The sequence below is a fragment of the Sporomusa sp. GT1 genome, assembly GCF_014634905.1.
In the GTDB taxonomy this organism is placed as follows: Bacteria; Bacillota; Negativicutes; order Sporomusales; family Sporomusaceae; genus Sporomusa; species Sporomusa sphaeroides.
The window spans coordinates 392,480-412,531 of sequence record NZ_BMBX01000001.1 but is presented as its reverse complement, the minus strand read 5'-3'; the positions used below and the strand labels follow the sequence as shown (position 1 = coordinate 412,531).

Here is a 20,052-nt window from a genome sequence, read left to right as displayed (position 1 = left end):
GGAAATATCGCGACAAGAACACCATGGATTTATGCTTGGTGGACTACTAAAGGGGGATACTATGCTGGAACTTCTCAAAAAAATAGTGAAAACAGGCCGCGTAACCGAACCCTATGATGGTGGCATGGTGCCTCCCCGGTTCCGCGGTGAGGTGACGAAGGCAGCCGGTTTGTGCCAACAGTGCCAAAGTTGCTGTAAGGCTTGTCCTACCGGAGCCATCCGGCTTACGGACGGGCAGCTCCTCATTGATAACCGGGCCTGTATTTTTTGCGGGGCATGTGTTGCTGCCTGCGAGCATGCCGTCTTAGATCATTCGGACGAATACCGGTTGGCTGAGCTGACAACCCGGCTGTCGGAAAAAATTAAAGCCACGCTGAAACGGTCACTGCATATCCGGCATGTGGATGCCGGGTCGTGCAATGCTTGTGACTGGGAAATGACGGCGCTGAATAATCCTGTTTATGATTTGCAGCAATATGGTATTGATTTCGTGGCCTCGCCGCGGCATGCCGATATGCTGATGGTGACAGGAGTAGTTACCCGTAATCTGGAGCAAGCCCTAACTATGACTTATGAAGCTGTGCCGGCACCAAAATTGGTTATGGCGGTGGGCGCCTGTGCTGCCAGCGGCAAAGTTTTTGGCAGCAGTTATGCCATTCGCGGTGCTGTCGGCACAATCGTTCCTGTAGATATCTATGTGCCAGGCTGCCCGCCGCGTCCGGCGGCTCTTATCTATGGTTTGCTGCTGGCGCTGGACAGACTGGGAGGCAAGGATAAGTAATGAATATTTTTGATATTATTGGTCCGGTTATGGTTGGCCCTTCAAGTTCTCATACCGCAGGGGCGGTACGTCTGGGGAATGCTGCCAGGGCAATTTTAGGTCAGCCGGTCATTGAGGCCACTATCGGCCTGCATGGATCGTTTGCTCAGACCGGACGGGGGCATGGAACTGATTTGGCACTGGTAGCAGGGCTTATGGGCTGGCCGACCGATGATCTGAGGATCCCGCAGGCGTTTGACTATGCCCGGGAAGCCGGTTTACATTATTTTTTTCGGACAATTGATGCCGGTGATGCGGCTCACCCCAATTTTGTGAAATTCTGGCTGACCGGGCAAGACGGAGTTAAGAGTCAGGTCGCGGGAGCATCCATTGGCGGCGGACGCGTGGTAATTAGTGAAGTAGATGATTTCCCGCTGGCCTTTACCGGCGATTTTCCGACAATCCTGACCTTGCATGAAGACCGTCCCGGTGCAGTGGCTGAGGTAACAGGAATATTATCCAAATGTGGCGTTAATATTGCTCAGATGAAAGTGTTCAGAAAAAATAAAGGTGGTTTGGCCAGTATGGTGCTTGAGACCGACCAGCCGCTGGCTGAGGCAGACCTGGCTGCTGTGGCCGGTCTGCCGATGATAAAAACAGTACGTTGTATTCATGCCATTAGCGGACAAGGAGTGTAAGGGAATGTCATTAGCAAAATTGTCGCTTGCCGAGTGGATTACGGCGGCTGAAGAAGAGGCACTGCCGTTTACAGAATTTTGTTTAGGGCTTCAGGTCAAACAGACAGAATTATCGTCTGCTGAAATTATTGCACGGATGGAAGCCATGCTTGCCGTAATGGAAGAATCAATTGCTGCCGGGCTAAAGGGGCCTCGTTCCAAGGGGGGCCTAGTGGGCGGCGATGCCAGGAAGTTACAGCAATACAACCAAAGTCGGCAAAAGACGCTGATGGGGCGTTTTAGCGGCAAAGCGGTGGCCTACGCTCTGGCTGTCGGGGAAGCCAATGCTGCTATGGGACGGATTGTCGCCGCCCCTACCGCCGGTTCCAGCGGTGTATTGCCAGGCATCTTATTTGCCCTGAAAGAAGAATATGACCTTGATCAGACACAATTGGCCGGTGGGCTGATTGTAGCCGGTGCCATTGGGATGGTTATTGCTTCTCGGGCTTCACTGGCCGGTGCGGCAGGCGGCTGCCAGGCTGAATGCGGTTCAGCCGGAGCTATGGCTGCAGGCGCGATGGTGGCACTGTTAGGCGGTACAGCAGCTCAAGTCGGACAAGCGGTAGCTATTACAATTAAAAATATGCTGGGGTTGGTGTGTGATCCGGTAGCCGGCTTAGTGGAAGTACCGTGTGTTAAGCGTAATGCCGGTGCTGTGGCTCAGGCTGTCATTGCTGCGGAAATGGCATTGGCCGGCATTACCAGTGTTATTCCGGTGGATGAAGTAATTGATGCCATGGAGTCTGTAGGCCGATCCATGCATTGTTCGCTTAAAGAAACGGCTCAGGGTGGTTTGGCAGTTACACCTACCGGCCTGGAGTTGACAGAAAAAATCAGTGCCAGATAGCAGGTTTTTTCAGATATATGGAGAATACTTCAAAAAAATATATTTTCCGGAGGGCTGCAGCATGAAAACCGTGATTAGTTCTGATCGTGCCCCGCAGGCCATTGGGCCCTACTCTCAGGCTATTAAAGCCAATGGATTTTTATTTGTATCAGGCCAGATTCCGCTTGATCCTACTACCGGCCAAATTGTTTATGGCGGCATAGAAAGCCAAACCTACCAGGTTATTGCTAATTTGCGGGCAATTCTGGAAAGAGAGGGTCTCACTTTTGCCAATGTTGTCAAGACAACGGTATTTTTGAAAGATATGGAAGATTTTACGGTGATGAATAAGGTATATGCGCAAGCATTTGCCGATGAGCCGCCTGCTCGCGCTTGTGTGCAAGTGGCCAGGCTGCCGCGTGATGTCAGTGTAGAAATTGAATTGATAGCCGTATATCCATAAAATTATAAAGAGGCTGTGGGAAAACTTAGTGATAAGTCATCCACAGCCTCGCTTTATAATAGCTTTTATTATTTACTTTTGCTGCCGAGGCCGATACGTTCGGCATAATATCCTTGCCGGATAAATAGGATCAGGCCAATGAGTATGATGCCCAGGCTGGTGAGCTGGGCGGATTTTAAGCCAAATAAAAGTGTGCCATAGTCTCCCCTGAGGAATTCGAGGAAAAAGCGGGCGGCTGAATACAAAATCGCATAAAGGATAAAAACCTGGCCTTTGGCATGGTTGGTTGTTCTAAAGAGCAGTAGCAGTACAAAAATAACAACATCGATCTGGCCTTCCCACACTTCAGCCGGCCATAACGGTTTGTCGCCATACACCTGGTAGGCTAAAGTTGTCGGCGGATAAATTATGCCAAAGTTGCCGCCGGTAGGATTGCCAAAAGCATCACCGTTCATTAGATTGGCCATCCTGCCAATAGCTTGTCCCATGATAACCGCCGGAGCGGCAACAATATCGGCAAAAGCCCAGGTGTCGATTTTGTGGATCTTAGTGTAGACGATACCAGCGATAACCCCCAGCAGGACACCGCCCTGAATGGCCATTCCCCCCTGCCAGACAAAGGGAATCTCCAGCAGGTGGTGTTGGTAGTAATCCCAGTCAAAGAAAAAGACATCCCATAATCTTGCACCGACAATACCGGCTAAGCCACAATAAATTCCCATATCCGGCACATGCTGATGCCAGCGCCCATCCTGCTTGGCAAAAAAATAGGCAGTGCAGGTAGCCAGAATAATACTAAGACTTAAAATGAGCCCGTAAGCCCGGATGGGGAAGTCTCCGATAAAAAAAAGATACTGATGCATAGTGCGGCCTCCATTATAATATTGGTGTTAGTAATTCGCGGATTCTGTATATTCCTTAGTAAGCATATAGTGTATGAGAGGAGATTATTATGCCAAAAAGACTTATCATTTTAGCAGTGGCTGTTATTTGCATGACTGTCGCCATGGGATTTGTCGCCATGCAGCCTGACAGTTTTTCCGGGGCGGAACCCCAGAAACCGCCAGCCGAGACTGGCGTTACAGTAAGCAAAGCTCTGCCAGGGTTTACATTGCCTGCTTTGGACGGAAGGCAGGTCACAGTTGCTCCGGCCGGACAGATTCTGGTAATCAACTTCTGGGCGACCTGGTGTCCGCCTTGTCGTCAGGAGATGCCGGAATTGGATAAGTTTGCTGAGCAGTATAGTGGCAAGGTTGAATTCCACGCTGTCAACATTCAGGAGCCTGGTGATAAAGTGGCTGCGTTCATGGCTCAGAACAAGTATACCATGAGCGTTTTAAGTGATACAGAGGGGGAGGTGGCAAAGCTCTTTCGTATTAACGCCATTCCTACCACTTTAGTGGTGGATAAGCAAGGGATTATCAAATACCGGAAGTCAGGCCCGGTAACGCTGGCCGAATTGGAAGGAGTGCTGAATGGATTATAGCATCACCCTGATAACGGTTTTCGGGGCGGGGTTGGTCTCTTTTTTGTCACCCTGTGTGTTACCTATGCTGCCCACCTATACTGCGCTCTTGGCCGGAGGCGGGGCCCAGACCATGGCGGACAATCGCTGGCGGTTTTTAGCCAATGCCATTAGTTTTCTCAGCGGTTTTACGCTCATATTCGTGGCTATGGGCGCAACGGCCTCCTATATTGGTGAGCTGTTTTTGGACTATCAGGAGGTTATTCGTAAAATAGGGGCAGTATTCATGATGATCATGGGAATACATGTGCTTGGCATACTGAAACTGCCTGGCCTTGCCCGCGAATACCGGCCATTTTTACAAAGCACGTTTACCGGCCCGGCAGGGGCGTTTTTCTTAGGGCTGGCGTTTACCGCCGGCTGGACACCTTGTACCGGTCCTATTTTGGCTACCGTACTTATGTATGCAGGGGCAACGGCCACTGTCAGCCAGGGAGCATTTCTCCTGTTTATTTACGCTATGGGTTTTTGTCTGCCATTTTTGGCCCTGGCGCTGCTGATAAACCGCTATATGAGTAAAATTCAGGGAATCTATAAATGGCTGCCGGTTGTTCAGCAAGTGGCTGGCATCATACTCATTGCCGCAGGTCTGTTTATTTACTTTGATTTGATGCAAAAGGGCATCGGCATATTGTGGAACCTATTGGGTTGAACTATTACATCGCAGCAAGGCCGAGCGGCTAAATCAACTGCTTGAGCTGAAATTCCAGCGCATCGCAGGATACAAGATGGTAGGCGGCACCGTTAATTACACCGGTTGCCGCATTTTTTATGGAATCGCTGTGCAGATGACCGTAGATGCAGATCTCTGCCTTGTACTTAGTAATCAGCTGGGCAAAACCTGTATGGCTCTGGTGGTCATAAAACGGGGGGAAGTGCAGCATAAGAATGATGCGGGTAAAACCGGCAACCCGGGCGGCCTGCAGGGAAGCTTCGACACGCAGCAATTCCCGTTCGAAAATGGGCCGGTCCTTGGCTTTGAACAGCGGGTCTTCGGGGCATGTCCAGCCGCGGCTGCCGCAGATGGCCCATTCGCCGGCAGGGGCAAAACTGTTGTTAAGAAACTCCAGTTTGCCGTGGACGGCTTTGGTTAGTTTGCTTACTGTCTGCCACCAATAATCATGATTGCCGCGTATTATGATTTTTCTTCCAGGCAGACTGGCGATAGCGTGTAAATCGACAAGTGCGTCCGGCAGCTTCATTGCCCAGGAAGTATCACCGGCAATCAGAACCACATCGTTATCGGTGACTTGTTCGCGCCAATTTACTTTAAGTTTTTCCCAATGCCCTTCCCAGTGTGCGCCGAAAATGCTCATCGGCTTAGCAGGGGGCGTTCCTGACAAATGAAGGTCAGCAATAGCAAATATCTTCATAACTAAAAGTATCCTCACCTATATTTCTGGAATATATTTTATCTAATAATGGGGTGAATAGCAATGCCATGAGTAAGAGTGCCATGGCTGCCGACGACCCGGAAACGGCAAGTATGCTGGCAGCAGGTTGCCGCACCGGCATCTTATAGGGTGAACAGTTCCCTGATTTCAGACTCACTCATCTTGGTCAGGAAATTCTCCCCAGGCTTAATGAGGGTATCAATCATTTCTTTCTTCTGCTGCTGCAGCAGATAAATTTTTTCTTCAATGGTATTTTTCGTAATCAGCTTGTAGACCTGAACCGAATTTTTTTGTCCAATCCGGTAGGCGCGGTCGGTTGCCTGATCTTCGACGGCAGGATTCCACCACGGGTCGTAGTGAATAACCATGTCGGCGCCGGTAAGATTGAGGCCGGTGCCGCCGGCTTTGAGTGAAATAAGGAAAATTTCGTTTTCCCCGGCGTTAAAAGCATTTACCAGCCGGAGGCGTTCATCGGCCTTGGTAGCGCCATCCAGATAAAAATAGCTGAGCTGCATGGCGGTAAGTGTTTGTTTAATCAAGGCCAACATCCCGGTAAATTGAGAAAATAGTAAGATCCGGTGTCTGCTGCCGATAGCATCCCTGATTAGTTCCTGCAACATTTCCAGCTTGCCGCTGCCGGCTTCATAGTTTTCAATAAACAGAGCCGGATGACAGCAAATTTGTCTAAGCCTGGTCAGCAGGGAGAGGATTTTAATCTGGCTTTTTTCAAAGCCGTTGGCGCTGACTTCGGCTTCGAACTCTGATTTGGCCTTTAAGAGCCAGGCGGCATACAGCTTGGTTTGTTCCGGGGTCATTTCGCTGACCATCTTAGTCTCGACCTTTTCCGGCAGTTCTTTAAGAACTGCTTTTTTCATGCGCCGCATAATAAAGGGTTTGATGTGCCGCCCCAGTTCTGCTAGCGCTCTCTTGTCGCCATTTTTAACAATGGGAATTTCAAACCGGCTGGTAAACGCTTTGTGTGAGCGCAAATAACCGGGCATCAGGAAATCAAAAATCGACCACAGCTCGGTTAAGGTGTTTTCAATCGGGGTGCCGGTAAGGGCAAAATAACTGCCGGCCTTAATTTGCTTAACTGATTTGGCATTTAGCGTGTTGGGATTTTTAATATGCTGGGCTTCATCCAGGAAACAGTATTTAAAAGCAGTTTTTTGATAAAAGGTTACGTCACGGCGAATCAGGCCATAGGAGGTTATGACCAGATCGGCATTACCGATATCCTGGAGCTGTTCCACCCGTTCATCAGGCTGGCCGGAGATAACGACTGCGTTTAGGCTGGGCGCAAACTTGAACACTTCTTCCTGCCAGTTGTAGACAAGTGAGGTGGGAGCGATGACCAGTGACGGCGCTTGACAGTTAGCCTTTTCTGAAAGGACAAAAGCAATTACCTGCAGGGTTTTTCCCAGCCCCATATCATCGGCTAAGATACCGCCTAACCCGTAATTGGCAAGAGATTTGAGCCATTTAAAGCCGGTTTTTTGATAATCTCTGAGTTTGCCCTGGATGCCTTGCGGAATAACGCATTCGCTATCCTGCGGTTCGCGGATGTCTTGTACCATACGTTTAAAGGTACTGCTGCGTTCCATGGTAAAGTCCGGTGACTCCCTTGCCAGGCTGTCAAGATACAGGGCACGGTATTTGGGCAGTTCTACCACTTGTTTCTCAATGTCGGCCGGGCGCAGGCCCAGCGCGTCAATCAGTCTGGCGGCTGTTTGAAATTCGGTGGAATCAAGCGGAATGAATGCACCATTTGGCAGACGGTGATAGCGCTTTTTCAATTTGTATGCGGCTAATAATTCGATTAATTCTTTAGCAGAGATATCGTCCAGCTGCAGTGAAAACTCCAGCATGTCAGTATGGGTATTCAGTCTTACACCGGCGGCAATCTTGCCGGCAGGCTGAATTTTGATATGGTGAAACTCATTGGAGTAAAATATTTCGGCAATATCCTGCAGCTGTGGCAAGCCTTGCTGCAGAAACGTATAGGCAGCGTCTTCGTCAGGTAAAACCAGGCTGCCATTTTCCCAAACAAAGCCGTGCTGTTGAAAAATACTTAACAGCTCCCGTTCCTCTGCTGTAGACCGCAAAAGCCATTTTTCCTCCGGGATAGAAGAAACTGCGCTTGTGTCGGCAGCCGGGTTGATGATAACAGTGCCATAGCAAAACTCAATTTTTGCGCTGAGCCCTTCTGCGAATTTATCCAAATACACATGTTGTACCAAAGGTTCTTTGTGGAATTTGTTGTAAACAGTGGCATCTACCTTTACTGAAGCAATAGTTTCCAACACCGGTAGGGTACCTGACACAAAATCAGACACTGTTATTGCCGGAATAGCTATTTCGGCTTTTCTGGTTTCGCATAAGCACTCAAGCAGCCGTTTAACATAGCCGGCGAATACCGTATCGGTGTGATAGATAGTGTTGTTATGGTAAATGTAGCGGTAATCGGTATCAAGTCCGTAAAATACTTCATCTTTGGCCGCCATAGACAGGCGTAAACCGCCTTTAGCGGCTTCAACTGCAAGCTGTATTGGCGGTCTGCCTTTTTGTACAGTAAGCTTAGCCGGTGTTTGACCGTCAATTATGGCAGTAAAAGGCTGAGTGTGCATAATCTCGAAGAAGCGCATAAGATAGGTATTGGTTAGTTTAAAATGCCTGGCTTCACTAAAAGCAGAGTTGGCAGATGACCCGGAAAATGAATGATAATTCCATAAGGCTCGCTGATTTTCTTCGTCGTAAGCATTTTTCAGCAGCTGCAGCAGAGCTGCTGAAGGTTCATCAAAGATAGCTTCGACGGGATGTAAGGTAAAGTTTTTACCAAAGATAAGTTCTTGATTAGTGTCCATAGCGGTGATGAGTTGTGGAATATTCTTCACAACATACATCCGGTCGGTGCCAATGGTAAAATCCAGCCGACTTAGTCTTTGGTCAGGATACCATTGAAAGCTATAGGTGGGGATAAGCTTTAACCGCGAGGCTGAGTAGGGCTTGTCCACTTGGGCTTCAAGCCCGGTATTCTGAAAAAAATCCAGCATTGCTTTGGTTGCACGCGTTATTGGGACATAGCTGGCTGTAGTGAAATAGGTATCCCAATTCTGCTGGATGGCTTTCAACACAGCGACAATATGCTTGCAAGCGCCATGATATCTGAAAAAAGCCGGACAATCGCAGTGATATTGTTCAATCTTTTGCGCCGGGGTAAATGTCACAGCTATTCTATACAGGTCGTTTCCCAGCACTTTGGCTTCAAAGGTGCTGTCAGAGGCTGAGAAGTGCAAAGTTTTGACACAGCTATTGCGATAATAGTGCAATCCTCTGGTATATGAAGCATCAATATCCGCTTCGTGCCGAATCTGTTCATCTGTTAGCATAACGACTCCTTCAGGCTATCTCTAATGGTTCAATAGTAGATAATTATTCTCTGGTCTCTGAAAATCCTGCATTGCTATTCCCCCGGCTTGACCGGCTGCATAAATTATATTGACGGCGTATTAAAAAAAATAATGAAAAGCGGGGTTGAAATATGATTTACCGGAACCCAGGAAGTTATTTTCGAACCCTAGTGGCCGGATGTGATACGAAAGTCACATTGGCAAATGGCCGGCAGGTTACGGCGATTAATTTTGATAATGCAGCCACCACGCCGCCGTTAAGCCCGGTAATAAAAGCAATTTCCCGGTTTGCTCCCTGGTATGCTTCGGTTCATCGGGGCAGAGGTTATAAATCAATTCTGACTTCAGAGCTTTATGACCGCGGGCGGGAAGTTGTCAGGCATTTTGTTAAGGCTGATCCAGGTGATGTCATTATTTTTACCAAAAACACCACCGAATCCATCAATATACTGGCCTATGTCCTGGCAGCAGGCGGCAAAGAGCAGGTCGTGTTATCAACAGATATGGAACATTTAGCTAATGACATGCCTTGGCGGGATAAATTTACTGTCGACTATGTAGGATTAACCAAATCAGGCAGATTATCGTTAGAAGACCTGGAAACCAAGCTGCGGGCCTATCGGGGAAAAGTAAGCCTGGTAGCTGTTACCGGTGCTTCTAATGTTACCGGCTATATCAATCCTATTCCTAAAATTGCCAGATTGGCCCATAAATACGGGGCCAGGATTTTTGTTGATGGTGCCCAATGGGTTCCGCATGCTCCGGTGAACATGAAACCGCAGCATTCGCCCGAACATATTGATTTTCTGGCTTTTTCAGCCCATAAAATGTATGCGCCGTTTGGCACCGGCGTGTTGATTGGGCCGAAGAAATGCTTTGAACAGGCTGTTCCCGTGTATCAGGGGGGAGGAGCAGTTGGCCTGGTTTCACAGCAACATATTGAGTGGGATGACCCACCGGCAAAATATGAAGCCGGCACTCCCAATATGATGGGGGTGCTGGCGCTGATTACCGCCATAGAAGCGCTGTCCCGTCTGTCTATTACCGAAATCCATAATTACGAACAGGCACTCATTGAGTATGCTATCGACAGCTTGTTAGAGATTCCCGGTGTTACTTTATACAGTCGCCAGGAAAGAAGAGAGGAGCGGGTAAGCCTGATATCCTTTAGTTTAGAAGGCTTGCACCATAGTCAGGTTGCCGAACTTTTGTCCCAGGAAGCCGGAATTGCCATTCGCAGTGGCTTATTCTGCGCCCACCCCTATGTTGAAAAGCTGCTGAACTTGAATGAAGAGGAAATCAAATACTATCAAACCCATGATGATAAAAGGATACCCGGTTTAGCCCGGATTAGTTTCGGTATATATAATAACTTTGAGGAAATAGATATATTTTACACCCTATTGGCTCATGCTGCCAAACACAGGAACCACTATGCACGCAAATACGCCTATGTATTGTCACCCGGACGCTGCAACGGCAATGAAAAAGATGCTTATCCCTATTGCTAAGAGCAAACTAAAACCACCCGGATTCCGATTTTGGTTTCAGGGTGGTTTTGGTTGTTTCCCCGTAACTTCTGACTTGTCCGTAAGTGCCGGTTATGTATGGATTTGGGAATTTTGAGAACTTACCCATTCTTCTAATCTTTTCAAAACGTCCTGACGCGCTAACTCGCATTCCTGTCCCCGCCACTCCTGACCTGTTTCGCTGTCAAACCATAAATCTTTTTGGGAAAAGGTTCCGGTGGGATAGAATTTCTCTTTGGCGGCATCTAAGACACCGTCAAGCATACTTTGGGTAATGGATTTTCTGATCATGCGGCAACCGGCTTTTTCCGTGCAGGCAACCTCAATACCGTCTGGTCCGGTACTAAGTTCAACATGGGAGAGTAGCTTGCCCTGCTGGCTGGCAGCGGCAATCGCCTGTTTGCCATAAGCGGCGGCCTGCTCCCGCTTAATACTGTCATCATTTACGGTCACTCTGACATTGCCGATAATAAGCTTATACATGACGCACCTCCTTATGAACAGTGTATGAAGGTTTGACTGAGATAGAACAGTTTTATAAACCCTCTAAGTTTTTCGCTGCCGGTCGGCGCTTGTGCCGCCGGTACTCCGGAGCCGGATTGAAGGGCAGCTGTTCCCGTAGCTTAGGCCTGCTGCCGCAGTCTTTGGACGGCAATCCTGCCGTCTTGAATTTCCAGCACCATGTCCACATCACGGATGGTGTTTAAACGGTGAGCGATAATAAACGTGGTCCGGCCCTGCATAATGGTCTTCAACGCAGTCTGGATATACCCTTCTGTCCGGGTATCAATGCTGCTAGTGGCTTCATCTAATACCAAGATGGAGGGGTCAGCCAGGATAACCCGGGCAATGGCTAACAATTGCCGCTGTCCCTGACTTAAGTTACTGCCGTTTTCCGTCAGTTCGGTCTCATACCCCAGTGGGAAGCGCTCAATAAACCCGGCCGCATTGGCTTTGGCGGCTGCGGCCGCCACATCCGCATCGGACGCCCCCGGCCGGCCATAACGGATGTTATCCCGGATTGTCCCCGAGAACAGGTAGGTGTCCTGCAGGACAATGCCGAACGTGCTGCGCACACTGTCGCGGGTATAGTCGCGGATATCCCGCCCGTCAATGTAAATGGTTCCGCCGGTAACGTCATAAAAACGGGTTAACAGATTGACGATGGTCGTCTTGCCGGCGCCAGTCGGGCCAATGAGGGCAATGCTGCTGCCGGCGGCGGCTGTAAAACTAATAGCATGCAAAATTGGCCGGTCCGGCCGGTAGCCAAAGGAAACCCTGTCAAAGATCACTTCGCCCCGTGGCTTGTGCAGCACTGCCGCCCCTGGCGGATCCGGTGGTTCTTCGGCAGTATCCAGCAGCTCTATGACCCGTTCGGCACCGGCGACCCCTGACTGGAGTGTATTAAAGGTATTACCCAAGTCGTTGAGTGGCCGGATAAACTGACGGGAATACCCTAGGAAACTGGCGATGACGCCGACGGTAATTCCCTGATTGACGGCCAGAATACCGCCGACGATGGCAATGGCGGCAAAGCCCACATTGTTGATGACATTCATAATCGGCATTAAAAATCCTGACCAGATTTGCGCTTTAAGCCCCACCTGGCAGAGCTGGTCATTGATCAGGTTGAATTCGGTAATGGCTTTTGCCTCATGATTATAGGCCCTAATCACTTCAATCCCGCTGATAGTTTCTTCAGCATGGGCATTGAGACGGCCTAACTGATCCTGCTGTTCCTTAAACAGCTGTCCGGTCCGCCGGGAAATTGCCTTGGTCAGCAAAACCAACAGCGGCACCGTAATCATAGCAGCCAGCGTCAGGAGCGGACTCAGCCACAGCATCATGACCACTGAACCCGCAATTGCGATCGAGCCGCCCATTATCTGGCTGGCCGCTTGCGAAACCGTTGTACTTACAATATCAATGTCATTGGTAAAACGGCTCATGACATCACCATGGCCCCGGGTATCGATATATACCAGCGGAACCTTCTGCAGCTTGGTAAACAGTTCCCGGCGCAGGACAGCCACCAGCCGCTGAGACACGCCCACAATCAACCAGCCTCCAACGGCAGACAGTGCAGCTGTGCCCAGATACACAGCCAGCAGCATAAAAATGAGCTGTTCCAGCCGGGCGGGAGAACCGCCCTGGCCGTAGGCTGTCACTGCATCCACTGCCACACCGACCAGATAGGGGCCGGCCAGCGCCAGCGCTCCTTCCAGCAGTACCATGCCAAAGATAACGCTTAGTTGTTCTTTCTCCCGGCCAAGATAGTACCACAACCGGCCAAGTGTTGACCAAAAATGCTGCGGCTTGATCACTGCTTGCTGTTTGCTCCGGCCCAAACCCTTGCCGCCGCGCAAAAATTCCCGGTAAGATCCGGAGCCGGAATTTTTCCGCCGGTCCTGCTCTGCCATCAGCAACCCTCCCCGTCTAGTACCTTGTGTCACTTGAAATTTGAGATTAGATAGCAAGGGTTTTTTCGCCCTGCTAGGCGGAGGAGCCGCGCATATCGGACATATGTAAGGCGACGACAACAACGCAGGGCGGAAAAAGACTGCTATATAATCCAAAGAATTAGGTGACACAAGATACTAACTGCGACTGGCAAATTTCCCGGTATACCGCGCAACTTGCCAGCAACTCTTCATGCTGTCCCAGTCCGACGAGTTTTCCTTCATCCAAAACAGCAATTTTATCGGCTGTCATAATAGAAGAAATCCGCTGGGCGATAATAAAACAGGTCAGCCCGGCCGCATAGGCCGCTAAAGCCTGTCTAATCCGGGCCTCGGTAGCAACATCTACCGCACTGGTGGCATCGTCGAGAATCAAAATGGCCGGCTTGCGCACCAGCGCCCGGGCAATGGCCAGCCGCTGTTTCTGCCCGCCGGATAAATTGACGCCTCCCTGCCCAATCCAGGTTTCATAGCCTTCCGGGAAATCCATGACAAAGTCATGGGCCTGGGCCATGCGGGCGGCAGTTTCTATTTCTGCCGACGTTGCTCCCTCTTTGCCCCAGTGGATATTGTCCAGAATCGTGCCGGAAAATAGCAAGGCCTTTTGCGGCACAAAGGCTATCCTATCCCGCAGCAGCCGGGGATTTAGCCGGCGGATATCGAGGCCGTCCAGCTTCACAGTGCCGGCTGCAGGTTCATACAGTCTTGGAATCAGCTGCACCAGCGTGCTTTTCCCTGAGCCGGTCGGCCCGATAATGCCGACGGTTTCTCCCGGCAGGCAGGTCAGCGAAATATTATCCAGTGCCAGCGTTCCATCATAGGCAAAAGAGACCTGTTCGAAGTCAATCCTGCCCTGGAAGGAAAGAGGCGCCGGGTCGGCTGCCAGTTCCTCCGTCCCGTCTGCCTGGACATTCAGCACTTCTTCGATCCGGCGGGCCGAAACCCGGGCCCGGACAAATACGTTGAATACCAGCGCAATAATGACCAGTGCAAATAATATTTGGGTCATGTAATTTATAAAAGCAATAATATGGCCGACCTGCATCTCGCCGCTTTTCACTCCGCGGCCGCCCAGCCAGAGGACGGCGACCACTCCCAGATTCATCGTCAGGGCAATGCTCGGTCCGAAAACTGCCATCCGGCGCAGCGCTGTCTCCGACCGCTCCCGGAAATAGGTATTAACAGTCGCAAACTTGGTTTGTTCATAACTAAACCGGTTAAAGGCCCTTACCACCCGGACCCCGGCCACTGTCTCCCGTACTGTCCGGTTCATTTGATCAAGGGCGGACTGCACCGCCAGAAACATGGGATACCCGATTTTCATATTAATGGCAATCAGCAAGCCCACCACCGGCACAACGCCGGCCAGCACCACGCTCAGGCGAGGGTTTAGACTGACTGCCATAATCAGGCCACCAATGCAAAGAATAGGTGCTTTCAGCGAAATGCGCATCATGCCGTTTACCAGCGACTGAATCTGGGTTACGTCATTGGTCAGCCGGGTTATCAGGGCTGCCCGGTCAAATTTGTCAACCATGGTAAACGGCAGGGTCTGAATTTTTTCATAGACCTGGCTGCGCAGTTCGGTGCCCATCCGCTGGGATACTGTACTGGAAATGATATTGCGGGCGGTTGCCGCCAAAGCGCCTACCGCCGTCACCAGCAGCATGATGCCGCCCTGCTGCAGTACATAATCCAGATCCCGGTTGGCCACACCAATATCAATAATACTGGCCATAATGGTCGGTTGCAGCAAATCGCATACCGCCTCCAGCGCCACAAACAAGGCCGCTCCGCTAAAATGCAGCCGGTATCTTTGCCAGTAACCTTGCCAATGCTTCATACCCATACCCCTTCGAAAACGTCTCACCGTATAATTATACCATATAGATTTCGGCTGCAAAATTTACTGTGGTCGCGGAGCCAGCCAACCATCTGCTAGAAACAGCTGCTTGCGTTTATAGTCTGCTGCACTTGGTGCTATTTATGTCAAACAGGGGTCGGGGTGCTATCCACCCGGCTTATGACGGTGCGGCACAAAGACTCATTTATCCATAAGTTGACTTTTGCAAATTATTACTATATAATTGAGAATGCAAATCTTAAGAGGCAGAATAGTAAATGATAGCTGCGGTTCAGAAAGTTGGCGGTCGCTGTGAGCCAATCTGTACTATTATTGAACTCGCTGCTGAAGAGCGACTGTGAACGTTTGTAGTGGTCGACGCGAGGCTGGCGTTATTGGCAAATGAGTGGATGACAATTGTCATCAAACAGGGTGGTACCGCGAGAAGCCTCGTCCCTGGCGTTAGCCACGGGATTTTTTTATATTCTACGGGTATAGAAATTAATCGGCTTCTCTTACGCTAAAGCTCAGTGTAAGCTATAGTTTATTATCTTATCTGTCCAAGGGGGATTTACTCGATGAATGAAAAATACATGCCAGGCGAGATTGAGGCCAAATGGCAAAAACTCTGGGCTGAAAGCAATGCTTTCTGCACAACTATTAACCGCCAGCGACCAGAATATTATGTTTTGGAGATGTTTCCCTATCCATCAGGAAATTTGCACATGGGCCATGTACGTAATTATTCGATTGGTGATGTTGTCGCCAGATTCAAAGTCATGCAAGGCTACAATGTGCTGCATCCTATGGGGTGGGATGCTTTTGGCATGCCTGCCGAAAACGCCGCTATTAAGCATGGCATTCATCCTTCGTCCTGGACTAAGGATAATATTGCTAACATGCGCCGCCAGCAGCAAGAGCTGGGGTTGTCTTATGACTGGGACCGCGAAGTAGCCACCTGTCATCCGAATTATTATCATTGGACCCAGTGGCTGTTCTTGCTGTTTTTTGAGCGTGGATTAGCGTATAAAAAGAAAGCGGCAGTAAACTGGTGTAATGACTGTAATACCGTACTGGCCAATGAGCAGGTGGTTGACGGACGCTGCTGGCGCTGTGACTCTGATGTTGTTAAAAAAGACCTCGAACAATGGTTTTTAAAGATAACAGAGTATGCTGACCGGCTTTTAGACGATTTGCCTGAGCTTAAAGGCTGGCCTGAACGGGTTAAGACCATGCAGGAAAACTGGATTGGCCGCAGTGAAGGCGCTGAATTCAGTTTTGCCGTGCCTGAAATAAATGATAAGATTGCCGTGTACACCACCCGCCATGATACGGTTTTTGGTGTCAGTTATATTGTACTGGCACCGGAGCATGCGCTGGTGGACAAGCTTGTTACCGGCAAACCGGAGGAAGCGGCTGTCAGAGCCTTTATCGAGAAGGTCAGAGGACAAAGTGAAATTGCCCGCACATCCACTGAGACGGAAAAAGAGGGCATCTTTACCGGGGCGTATGCTCTTCACCCGTTTACCGGTGAGCAAGTGCCTATCTGGATAGCCAACTATGTATTGGCAGAATACGGTACCGGTGCAGTTATGGGTGTACCGGCTCATGACCAGCGTGACTGGGAATTTGCCAATAAGTATGATTTGCCGAAAAGGCTGGTAGTTCAGCCGGCTGACCAAGCGCTAAACCTTAATGATATGACTGGCGCGTATGATGGCCAGGGTATTATGGTTAATTCAGGTGAATTCAGCGGTCTGGATAACGAAGCCGGCAAGGTCAAAATTGCGCAATGGTTCGAAACACAAGGCATTGGCAAGCGGCGGATTAACTATCGTCTGCGTGACTGGCTCATTTCCCGTCAGCGTTATTGGGGCGCACCGATTCCTGTCATCTATTGTCCTGAGTGTGGTACAGTACCTGTTCCCAAAGAACAATTACCGGTTTTATTGCCTGAAAACGTTGATTTTACCAGCGGCTCGGTATCGCCACTGGCTAAAGCCGAGGAGTTTATCAGCTGTACTTGTCCGAAATGTGGTGGCAAGGCGCGGCGGGAAACAGATACTATGGATACCTTTATCTGCTCCTCCTGGTATTACTTCCGGTATACCAGCCCGCATAGTGCGGACGAGCCCTTTGATCCTGATAAAGCCAACTATTGGATGCCTGTCGATCAATATATCGGTGGCATAGAACACGCCATTTTGCACCTTCTGTATTCACGGTTTTTTACCAAAGTATTAAAAGATGCCGGCCTGGTTAATGTCAATGAGCCGTTTAAGAACCTGTTAACCCAGGGGATGGTTATCAAAGACGGTGCCAAAATGTCCAAGTCCAAAGGCAATGTTGTTTCGCCGGAAGAGATTATTGGCAAGTACGGTGCCGATACCGCCAGATTGTTTATCTTATTTGCGGCACCCCCGGAACGGGATTTGGAATGGAGTGACCAGGGCGTTGAGGGTGCATACCGTTTCTTAGGACGTCTGTGGCGGATTATCGGTCATTATGGACCGTATATCCAGGCAGAGACGGCAAGCTATGATCCAAGCCAACTGACTAAAGCAGAAAAAGAACTTCGCCGCATTCTGCACATAACCATCAAACGGGTAACCGAGGACATCGGTCAGCGGTTTAACTTTAATACAGCCATCAGTGCGATTATGGAATTGGTTAATGCGATGTATGCCCTGAAAGAGCAAAGTATAACACCCAACGCTGCTTTGTTGCGGGAGGTAGTCGCAAGTCTGCTGAAAATGCTTGCTCCGTTCGCTCCTCATGTCACCGAAGAATTATGGCTGGAGACCATTGCCGACGGCAGTGTTCATAAACAATTCTGGCCGACATTTGATGCGTCTGCCCTGGAAGTCGAAGAAGTCGAGATTGTTCTTCAGATTAACGGCAAAGTCCGCGACAAAGTGGTTGTCGCAGCAGGCCTCAGTGCAAAAGAACTGGAAAAGACAGCGCTTGAGCAGGAAAGAGTCCGTGAGCTTATTGCCGGTAAAGAGGTTGTCAGAGTAATATCTGTGCCGCAGAAACTGGTTAATATTGTTGTGAAATAGAGATAATAAATACCATCGGTAGTCTGCCAAGTCTAAAGCCGTAGGATGAATTGCGCGAGATTTTTCGTCCAGCAAGGCGGAGGAGCCGCACATATCGGACATATGTAAGGTGACGATAAAGTAAACACGGTTTGTGCCGAGTGATAACGACAGCAGAAACCGATCTTGCCCTTATGCCCTTGTGGGCCAACGAAGCTGGGCGGGAAAGCTCGCGATAAGAACACTGCGGATTTGGGCTTGGCGGACTGCTAGTCCAAGGAGGCGGGAAAATGAGTATAATTACCATTACAAACGCGGTGGAATTTAATGACAATGTCATTAAAGCCGACAAACCGGTGCTTGTCGACTTTTGGGCGCCCTGGTGTGGTCCTTGCAAAATGGTGGGACCGGAAGTGGAGGCTGTGGCCAAAAACTTCGAAGGCCGGGCAGATGTAGCTAAGATTAATGTGGATGAGCAACAGGAACTGGCCAGCCAATACAATGTTATGAGTATTCCTACGCTGGTATTCTTTAAAGGCGGCAGGGAAGTTGCCAGGATTACCGGCTATCGTCCGAAAAAAGATATTGGTGATGCTTTGGAAAAGCTGTTTTAAAACCACAACTCCCGGGTACTATATGGTATCCGGGAGTTGTACTATATAAAATCCAATACAGATTTTCCTCTACAGCAGGTTGTTAGTTATGTTCCGACGCAGGCGCTTAACCTGCGCTCTTACCAACAACCTACTGTAAATCCTTATGGGATACTATATATTCCCCGTCAACTATAGGGCTTGTTTACAATTATCGGAAAAGTTTGTAAGGCCAGCAGGGAACTTTTCGCCGTATGTCGAAATTATTATAAAACTTAAAATCGAAGGAGAAATAATACAAGATGATAGGTTGCACCAAATTGCTTTGCGGCACGGCGACTGTGTCTGACATCGTAAAATATGGTCGTAGTTCCCGCCACTTGCCGCCCCAGATGCTTCAATTTTCCTCAGACGCAACACCCATTGTCGTATGGAATTCGACCAACCGCTGTAATCTTAATTGCCAGCACTGTTATATCTGTGCTGAAGACCGTGATTATGCAGGTGAATTTACTACTGCTGAAGCCAAGCGTTTTATTGATGACCTGGCAGGCATGAAAGTGCCTGTATTACTGTTTTCCGGCGGTGAACCACTTGTCCGCCAGGATTTGTTTGAACTGGGGGCTTATACCCTTGAGAAGGGCATTCGCCCGGTTATTTCAACAAATGGCACGCTCATTACCCCGCAGATGGCCAAACGTATTAAAGATACCGGCTTCCAGTATGTCGGCGTTAGTGTTGACGGCAATGAAGAAGTGCACGACTATTTCCGGGGGAAAAAAGGGGCTTTTAAAGAAACTCTTGCCGGAATCCGCAACTCTATTGCCGCCGGTAACAAAACAGGGATCCGTTTTACTGTTAACAAGCTGAATTATCATACATTGCCCGATATTTTAGATATAGTTGAACAAGAGAAGATTCCTCGTTTCTGTATGTATCATCTGGTATATGCCGGACGAGGCAAGGAAATGGCTGAACTTGATACCACTTCTGAACAGAAACGCCAGACAATTGAATATTTAATTGAACGGACACTGGATTTTCACAAGCGTGGCGTGGAAGTTGAAATTCTTACCACCGATAATCATGCCGACGGCATCTATATTCTGCAACATTTTGAGCGTACTCAGCCGGAACGGGTACCCGAAATTAAAGAGCTTTTGGGTATGCATGGCGGCTGTTCGGCCGGACAGAAAATGGCTAATGTTGATCCCCAGGGTGATGTTCATGCCTGTCAGTTCTGGGGCCATAAATCGCTTGGCAATGTTCGCAAACAATCATTCAGTCAAATCTGGCACAATGCACAAGATGAATTTTTGTGCAAGCTGCGTGATAAACAAAGCCATGTTACCGGTCGCTGTGGCGAGTGCCGCTACAAAAGTTTCTGTGGTGGCTGCCGGATAAGGGCAGAGGCAGTATCGGGTGATATTTGGAGCGAAGATCCGGCGTGCTATCTTACTGATTACAAGGAGTAA

General features: G+C 49.3%; 16 protein-coding genes and 1 other annotated feature. Of the genes, 10 read left to right on the top strand and 6 right to left on the bottom strand.

From position 1 onward, the window contains the following. The first annotated feature begins 31 nt into the window (after positions 1-31). From nuoB to GT1_RS02155, 4 genes are all read left to right on the top strand, one after another. A complete protein-coding gene (nuoB, locus tag GT1_RS02170) occupies positions 32-781 on the top strand; it encodes an NADH-quinone oxidoreductase subunit NuoB (protein ID WP_223226001.1) in 750 nt (249 codons plus the stop codon). Then, positions 781-1,458, top strand: coding sequence for an L-serine ammonia-lyase, iron-sulfur-dependent subunit beta (sdaAB, locus tag GT1_RS02165; protein ID WP_188397057.1), 678 nt, complete (start codon positions 781-783; stop codon positions 1,456-1,458). The genes nuoB and sdaAB overlap by 1 nt, the downstream gene beginning before the upstream one ends. Before the next feature lie 4 nt (positions 1,459-1,462). Beyond that, positions 1,463-2,344 (top strand): L-serine ammonia-lyase, iron-sulfur-dependent, subunit alpha, encoded by an 882-nt coding sequence (gene sdaAA, locus GT1_RS02160; RefSeq protein ID WP_188397055.1) that lies wholly within the window; start codon positions 1,463-1,465, stop codon positions 2,342-2,344. A gap of 61 nt (positions 2,345-2,405) precedes the next feature. Next, positions 2,406-2,786, top strand: a complete 381-nt coding sequence (locus tag GT1_RS02155) for a RidA family protein (RefSeq protein ID WP_188397053.1) — start codon at positions 2,406-2,408, stop codon at positions 2,784-2,786. A 68-nt stretch (positions 2,787-2,854) separates the two neighbouring features. Here the strand turns inward: GT1_RS02155 and lgt are convergent, their stop codons facing one another. Next, positions 2,855-3,649 carry a prolipoprotein diacylglyceryl transferase gene (lgt, locus tag GT1_RS02150; RefSeq protein WP_188397051.1) on the bottom strand — a complete coding sequence of 265 codons (795 nt, stop codon included), beginning with the start codon at positions 3,647-3,649 and terminating at the stop codon, positions 2,855-2,857. Positions 3,650-3,738: 89 nt separating this feature from the next. Here lgt and GT1_RS02145 point away from each other — a divergent pair, with 89 nt between their 5' ends. Beyond that, the gene (locus tag GT1_RS02145; RefSeq protein WP_188397049.1) at positions 3,739-4,272 is read left to right on the top strand and encodes a TlpA disulfide reductase family protein; all 534 of its coding nucleotides are present in this window, start codon (positions 3,739-3,741) and stop codon (positions 4,270-4,272) included. Next, positions 4,262-4,963, top strand: coding sequence for a cytochrome c biogenesis CcdA family protein (locus GT1_RS02140; protein ID WP_188397047.1), 702 nt, complete (start codon positions 4,262-4,264; stop codon positions 4,961-4,963). The genes GT1_RS02145 and GT1_RS02140 overlap by 11 nt, the downstream gene beginning before the upstream one ends. Before the next feature lie 28 nt (positions 4,964-4,991). On the opposite strand, the gene GT1_RS02135 is transcribed toward GT1_RS02140, so the two are convergent. Both GT1_RS02135 and GT1_RS02130 read right to left on the bottom strand, forming a co-directional pair. After that, positions 4,992-5,684, bottom strand: coding sequence for a metallophosphoesterase (locus GT1_RS02135; protein WP_188397045.1), 693 nt, complete (start codon positions 5,682-5,684; stop codon positions 4,992-4,994). A gap of 143 nt (positions 5,685-5,827) precedes the next feature. Next, positions 5,828-9,094: a DEAD/DEAH box helicase gene (locus tag GT1_RS02130; protein WP_188397043.1), complete on the bottom strand. Its 3,267-nt coding sequence runs from the start codon at positions 9,092-9,094 to the stop codon at positions 5,828-5,830. A gap of 191 nt (positions 9,095-9,285) precedes the next feature. On the opposite strand from GT1_RS02130, the gene GT1_RS02125 reads away from it, so the two are divergent. Further along, on the top strand, positions 9,286-10,626 hold the full coding sequence (locus tag GT1_RS02125; RefSeq protein WP_223226000.1) for an aminotransferase class V-fold PLP-dependent enzyme: 1,341 nt from the start codon (positions 9,286-9,288) through the stop codon (positions 10,624-10,626). Between the two features lie 90 nt (positions 10,627-10,716). Here the strand turns inward: GT1_RS02125 and GT1_RS02120 are convergent, their stop codons facing one another. From GT1_RS02120 to GT1_RS02110, 3 genes are all read right to left on the bottom strand, one after another. After that, on the bottom strand, positions 10,717-11,127 hold the full coding sequence (locus GT1_RS02120) for a hypothetical protein (protein ID WP_188397040.1): 411 nt from the start codon (positions 11,125-11,127) through the stop codon (positions 10,717-10,719). A gap of 140 nt (positions 11,128-11,267) precedes the next feature. Further along, the gene (locus tag GT1_RS02115; protein WP_188397038.1) at positions 11,268-13,064 is read right to left on the bottom strand and encodes an ABC transporter ATP-binding protein; all 1,797 of its coding nucleotides are present in this window, start codon (positions 13,062-13,064) and stop codon (positions 11,268-11,270) included. Positions 13,065-13,224: 160 nt separating this feature from the next. Further along, the gene (locus GT1_RS02110) at positions 13,225-14,946 is read right to left on the bottom strand and encodes an ABC transporter ATP-binding protein (RefSeq protein WP_188397036.1); all 1,722 of its coding nucleotides are present in this window, start codon (positions 14,944-14,946) and stop codon (positions 13,225-13,227) included. A 252-nt stretch (positions 14,947-15,198) separates the two neighbouring features. Beyond that, positions 15,199-15,407: a binding site (T-box leader), on the top strand. A 117-nt stretch (positions 15,408-15,524) separates the two neighbouring features. Here GT1_RS02110 and leuS point away from each other — a divergent pair. The 3 genes from leuS (at position 15,525) to GT1_RS02095 (ending at position 20,052) form a co-directional block, all read left to right on the top strand. Continuing rightward, positions 15,525-18,005 carry a leucine--tRNA ligase gene (leuS, locus tag GT1_RS02105; protein WP_188397034.1) on the top strand — a complete coding sequence of 827 codons (2,481 nt, stop codon included), beginning with the start codon at positions 15,525-15,527 and terminating at the stop codon, positions 18,003-18,005. 269 nt (positions 18,006-18,274) lie between these two features. After that, positions 18,275-18,598: a thioredoxin gene (gene trxA, locus GT1_RS02100; protein WP_075754713.1), complete on the top strand. Its 324-nt coding sequence runs from the start codon at positions 18,275-18,277 to the stop codon at positions 18,596-18,598. Between the two features lie 281 nt (positions 18,599-18,879). Then, positions 18,880-20,052 (top strand): radical SAM/SPASM domain-containing protein, encoded by a 1,173-nt coding sequence (locus tag GT1_RS02095; protein WP_188397032.1) that lies wholly within the window; start codon positions 18,880-18,882, stop codon positions 20,050-20,052.

Excerpts from the sequence above, each read along its gene's own strand:
- nuoB (WP_223226001.1), top strand. The coding sequence starts at position 32 with ATGCTTGGTGGACTACTAAAGGGGGATACTATGCTGGAACTTCTCAAA.
- sdaAB (WP_188397057.1), top strand. The coding sequence starts at position 781 with ATGAATATTTTTGATATTATTGGTCCGGTTATGGTTGGCCCTTCAAGT.
- sdaAA (WP_188397055.1), top strand. The coding sequence starts at position 1,463 with ATGTCATTAGCAAAATTGTCGCTTGCCGAGTGGATTACGGCGGCTGAA.
- GT1_RS02155 (WP_188397053.1), top strand. The coding sequence starts at position 2,406 with ATGAAAACCGTGATTAGTTCTGATCGTGCCCCGCAGGCCATTGGGCCC.
- lgt (WP_188397051.1), bottom strand. The coding sequence starts at position 3,649 with ATGCATCAGTATCTTTTTTTTATCGGAGACTTCCCCATCCGGGCTTAC.
- GT1_RS02145 (WP_188397049.1), top strand. The coding sequence starts at position 3,739 with ATGCCAAAAAGACTTATCATTTTAGCAGTGGCTGTTATTTGCATGACT.
- GT1_RS02140 (WP_188397047.1), top strand. The coding sequence starts at position 4,262 with ATGGATTATAGCATCACCCTGATAACGGTTTTCGGGGCGGGGTTGGTC.
- GT1_RS02135 (WP_188397045.1), bottom strand. The coding sequence starts at position 5,684 with ATGAAGATATTTGCTATTGCTGACCTTCATTTGTCAGGAACGCCCCCT.
- GT1_RS02130 (WP_188397043.1), bottom strand. The coding sequence starts at position 9,094 with ATGCTAACAGATGAACAGATTCGGCACGAAGCGGATATTGATGCTTCA.
- GT1_RS02120 (WP_188397040.1), bottom strand. The coding sequence starts at position 11,127 with ATGTATAAGCTTATTATCGGCAATGTCAGAGTGACCGTAAATGATGAC.
- GT1_RS02115 (WP_188397038.1), bottom strand. The coding sequence starts at position 13,064 with ATGGCAGAGCAGGACCGGCGGAAAAATTCCGGCTCCGGATCTTACCGG.
- GT1_RS02110 (WP_188397036.1), bottom strand. The coding sequence starts at position 14,946 with ATGAAGCATTGGCAAGGTTACTGGCAAAGATACCGGCTGCATTTTAGC.
- leuS (WP_188397034.1), top strand. The coding sequence starts at position 15,525 with ATGAATGAAAAATACATGCCAGGCGAGATTGAGGCCAAATGGCAAAAA.
- trxA (WP_075754713.1), top strand. The coding sequence starts at position 18,275 with ATGAGTATAATTACCATTACAAACGCGGTGGAATTTAATGACAATGTC.
- GT1_RS02095 (WP_188397032.1), top strand. The coding sequence starts at position 18,880 with ATGATAGGTTGCACCAAATTGCTTTGCGGCACGGCGACTGTGTCTGAC.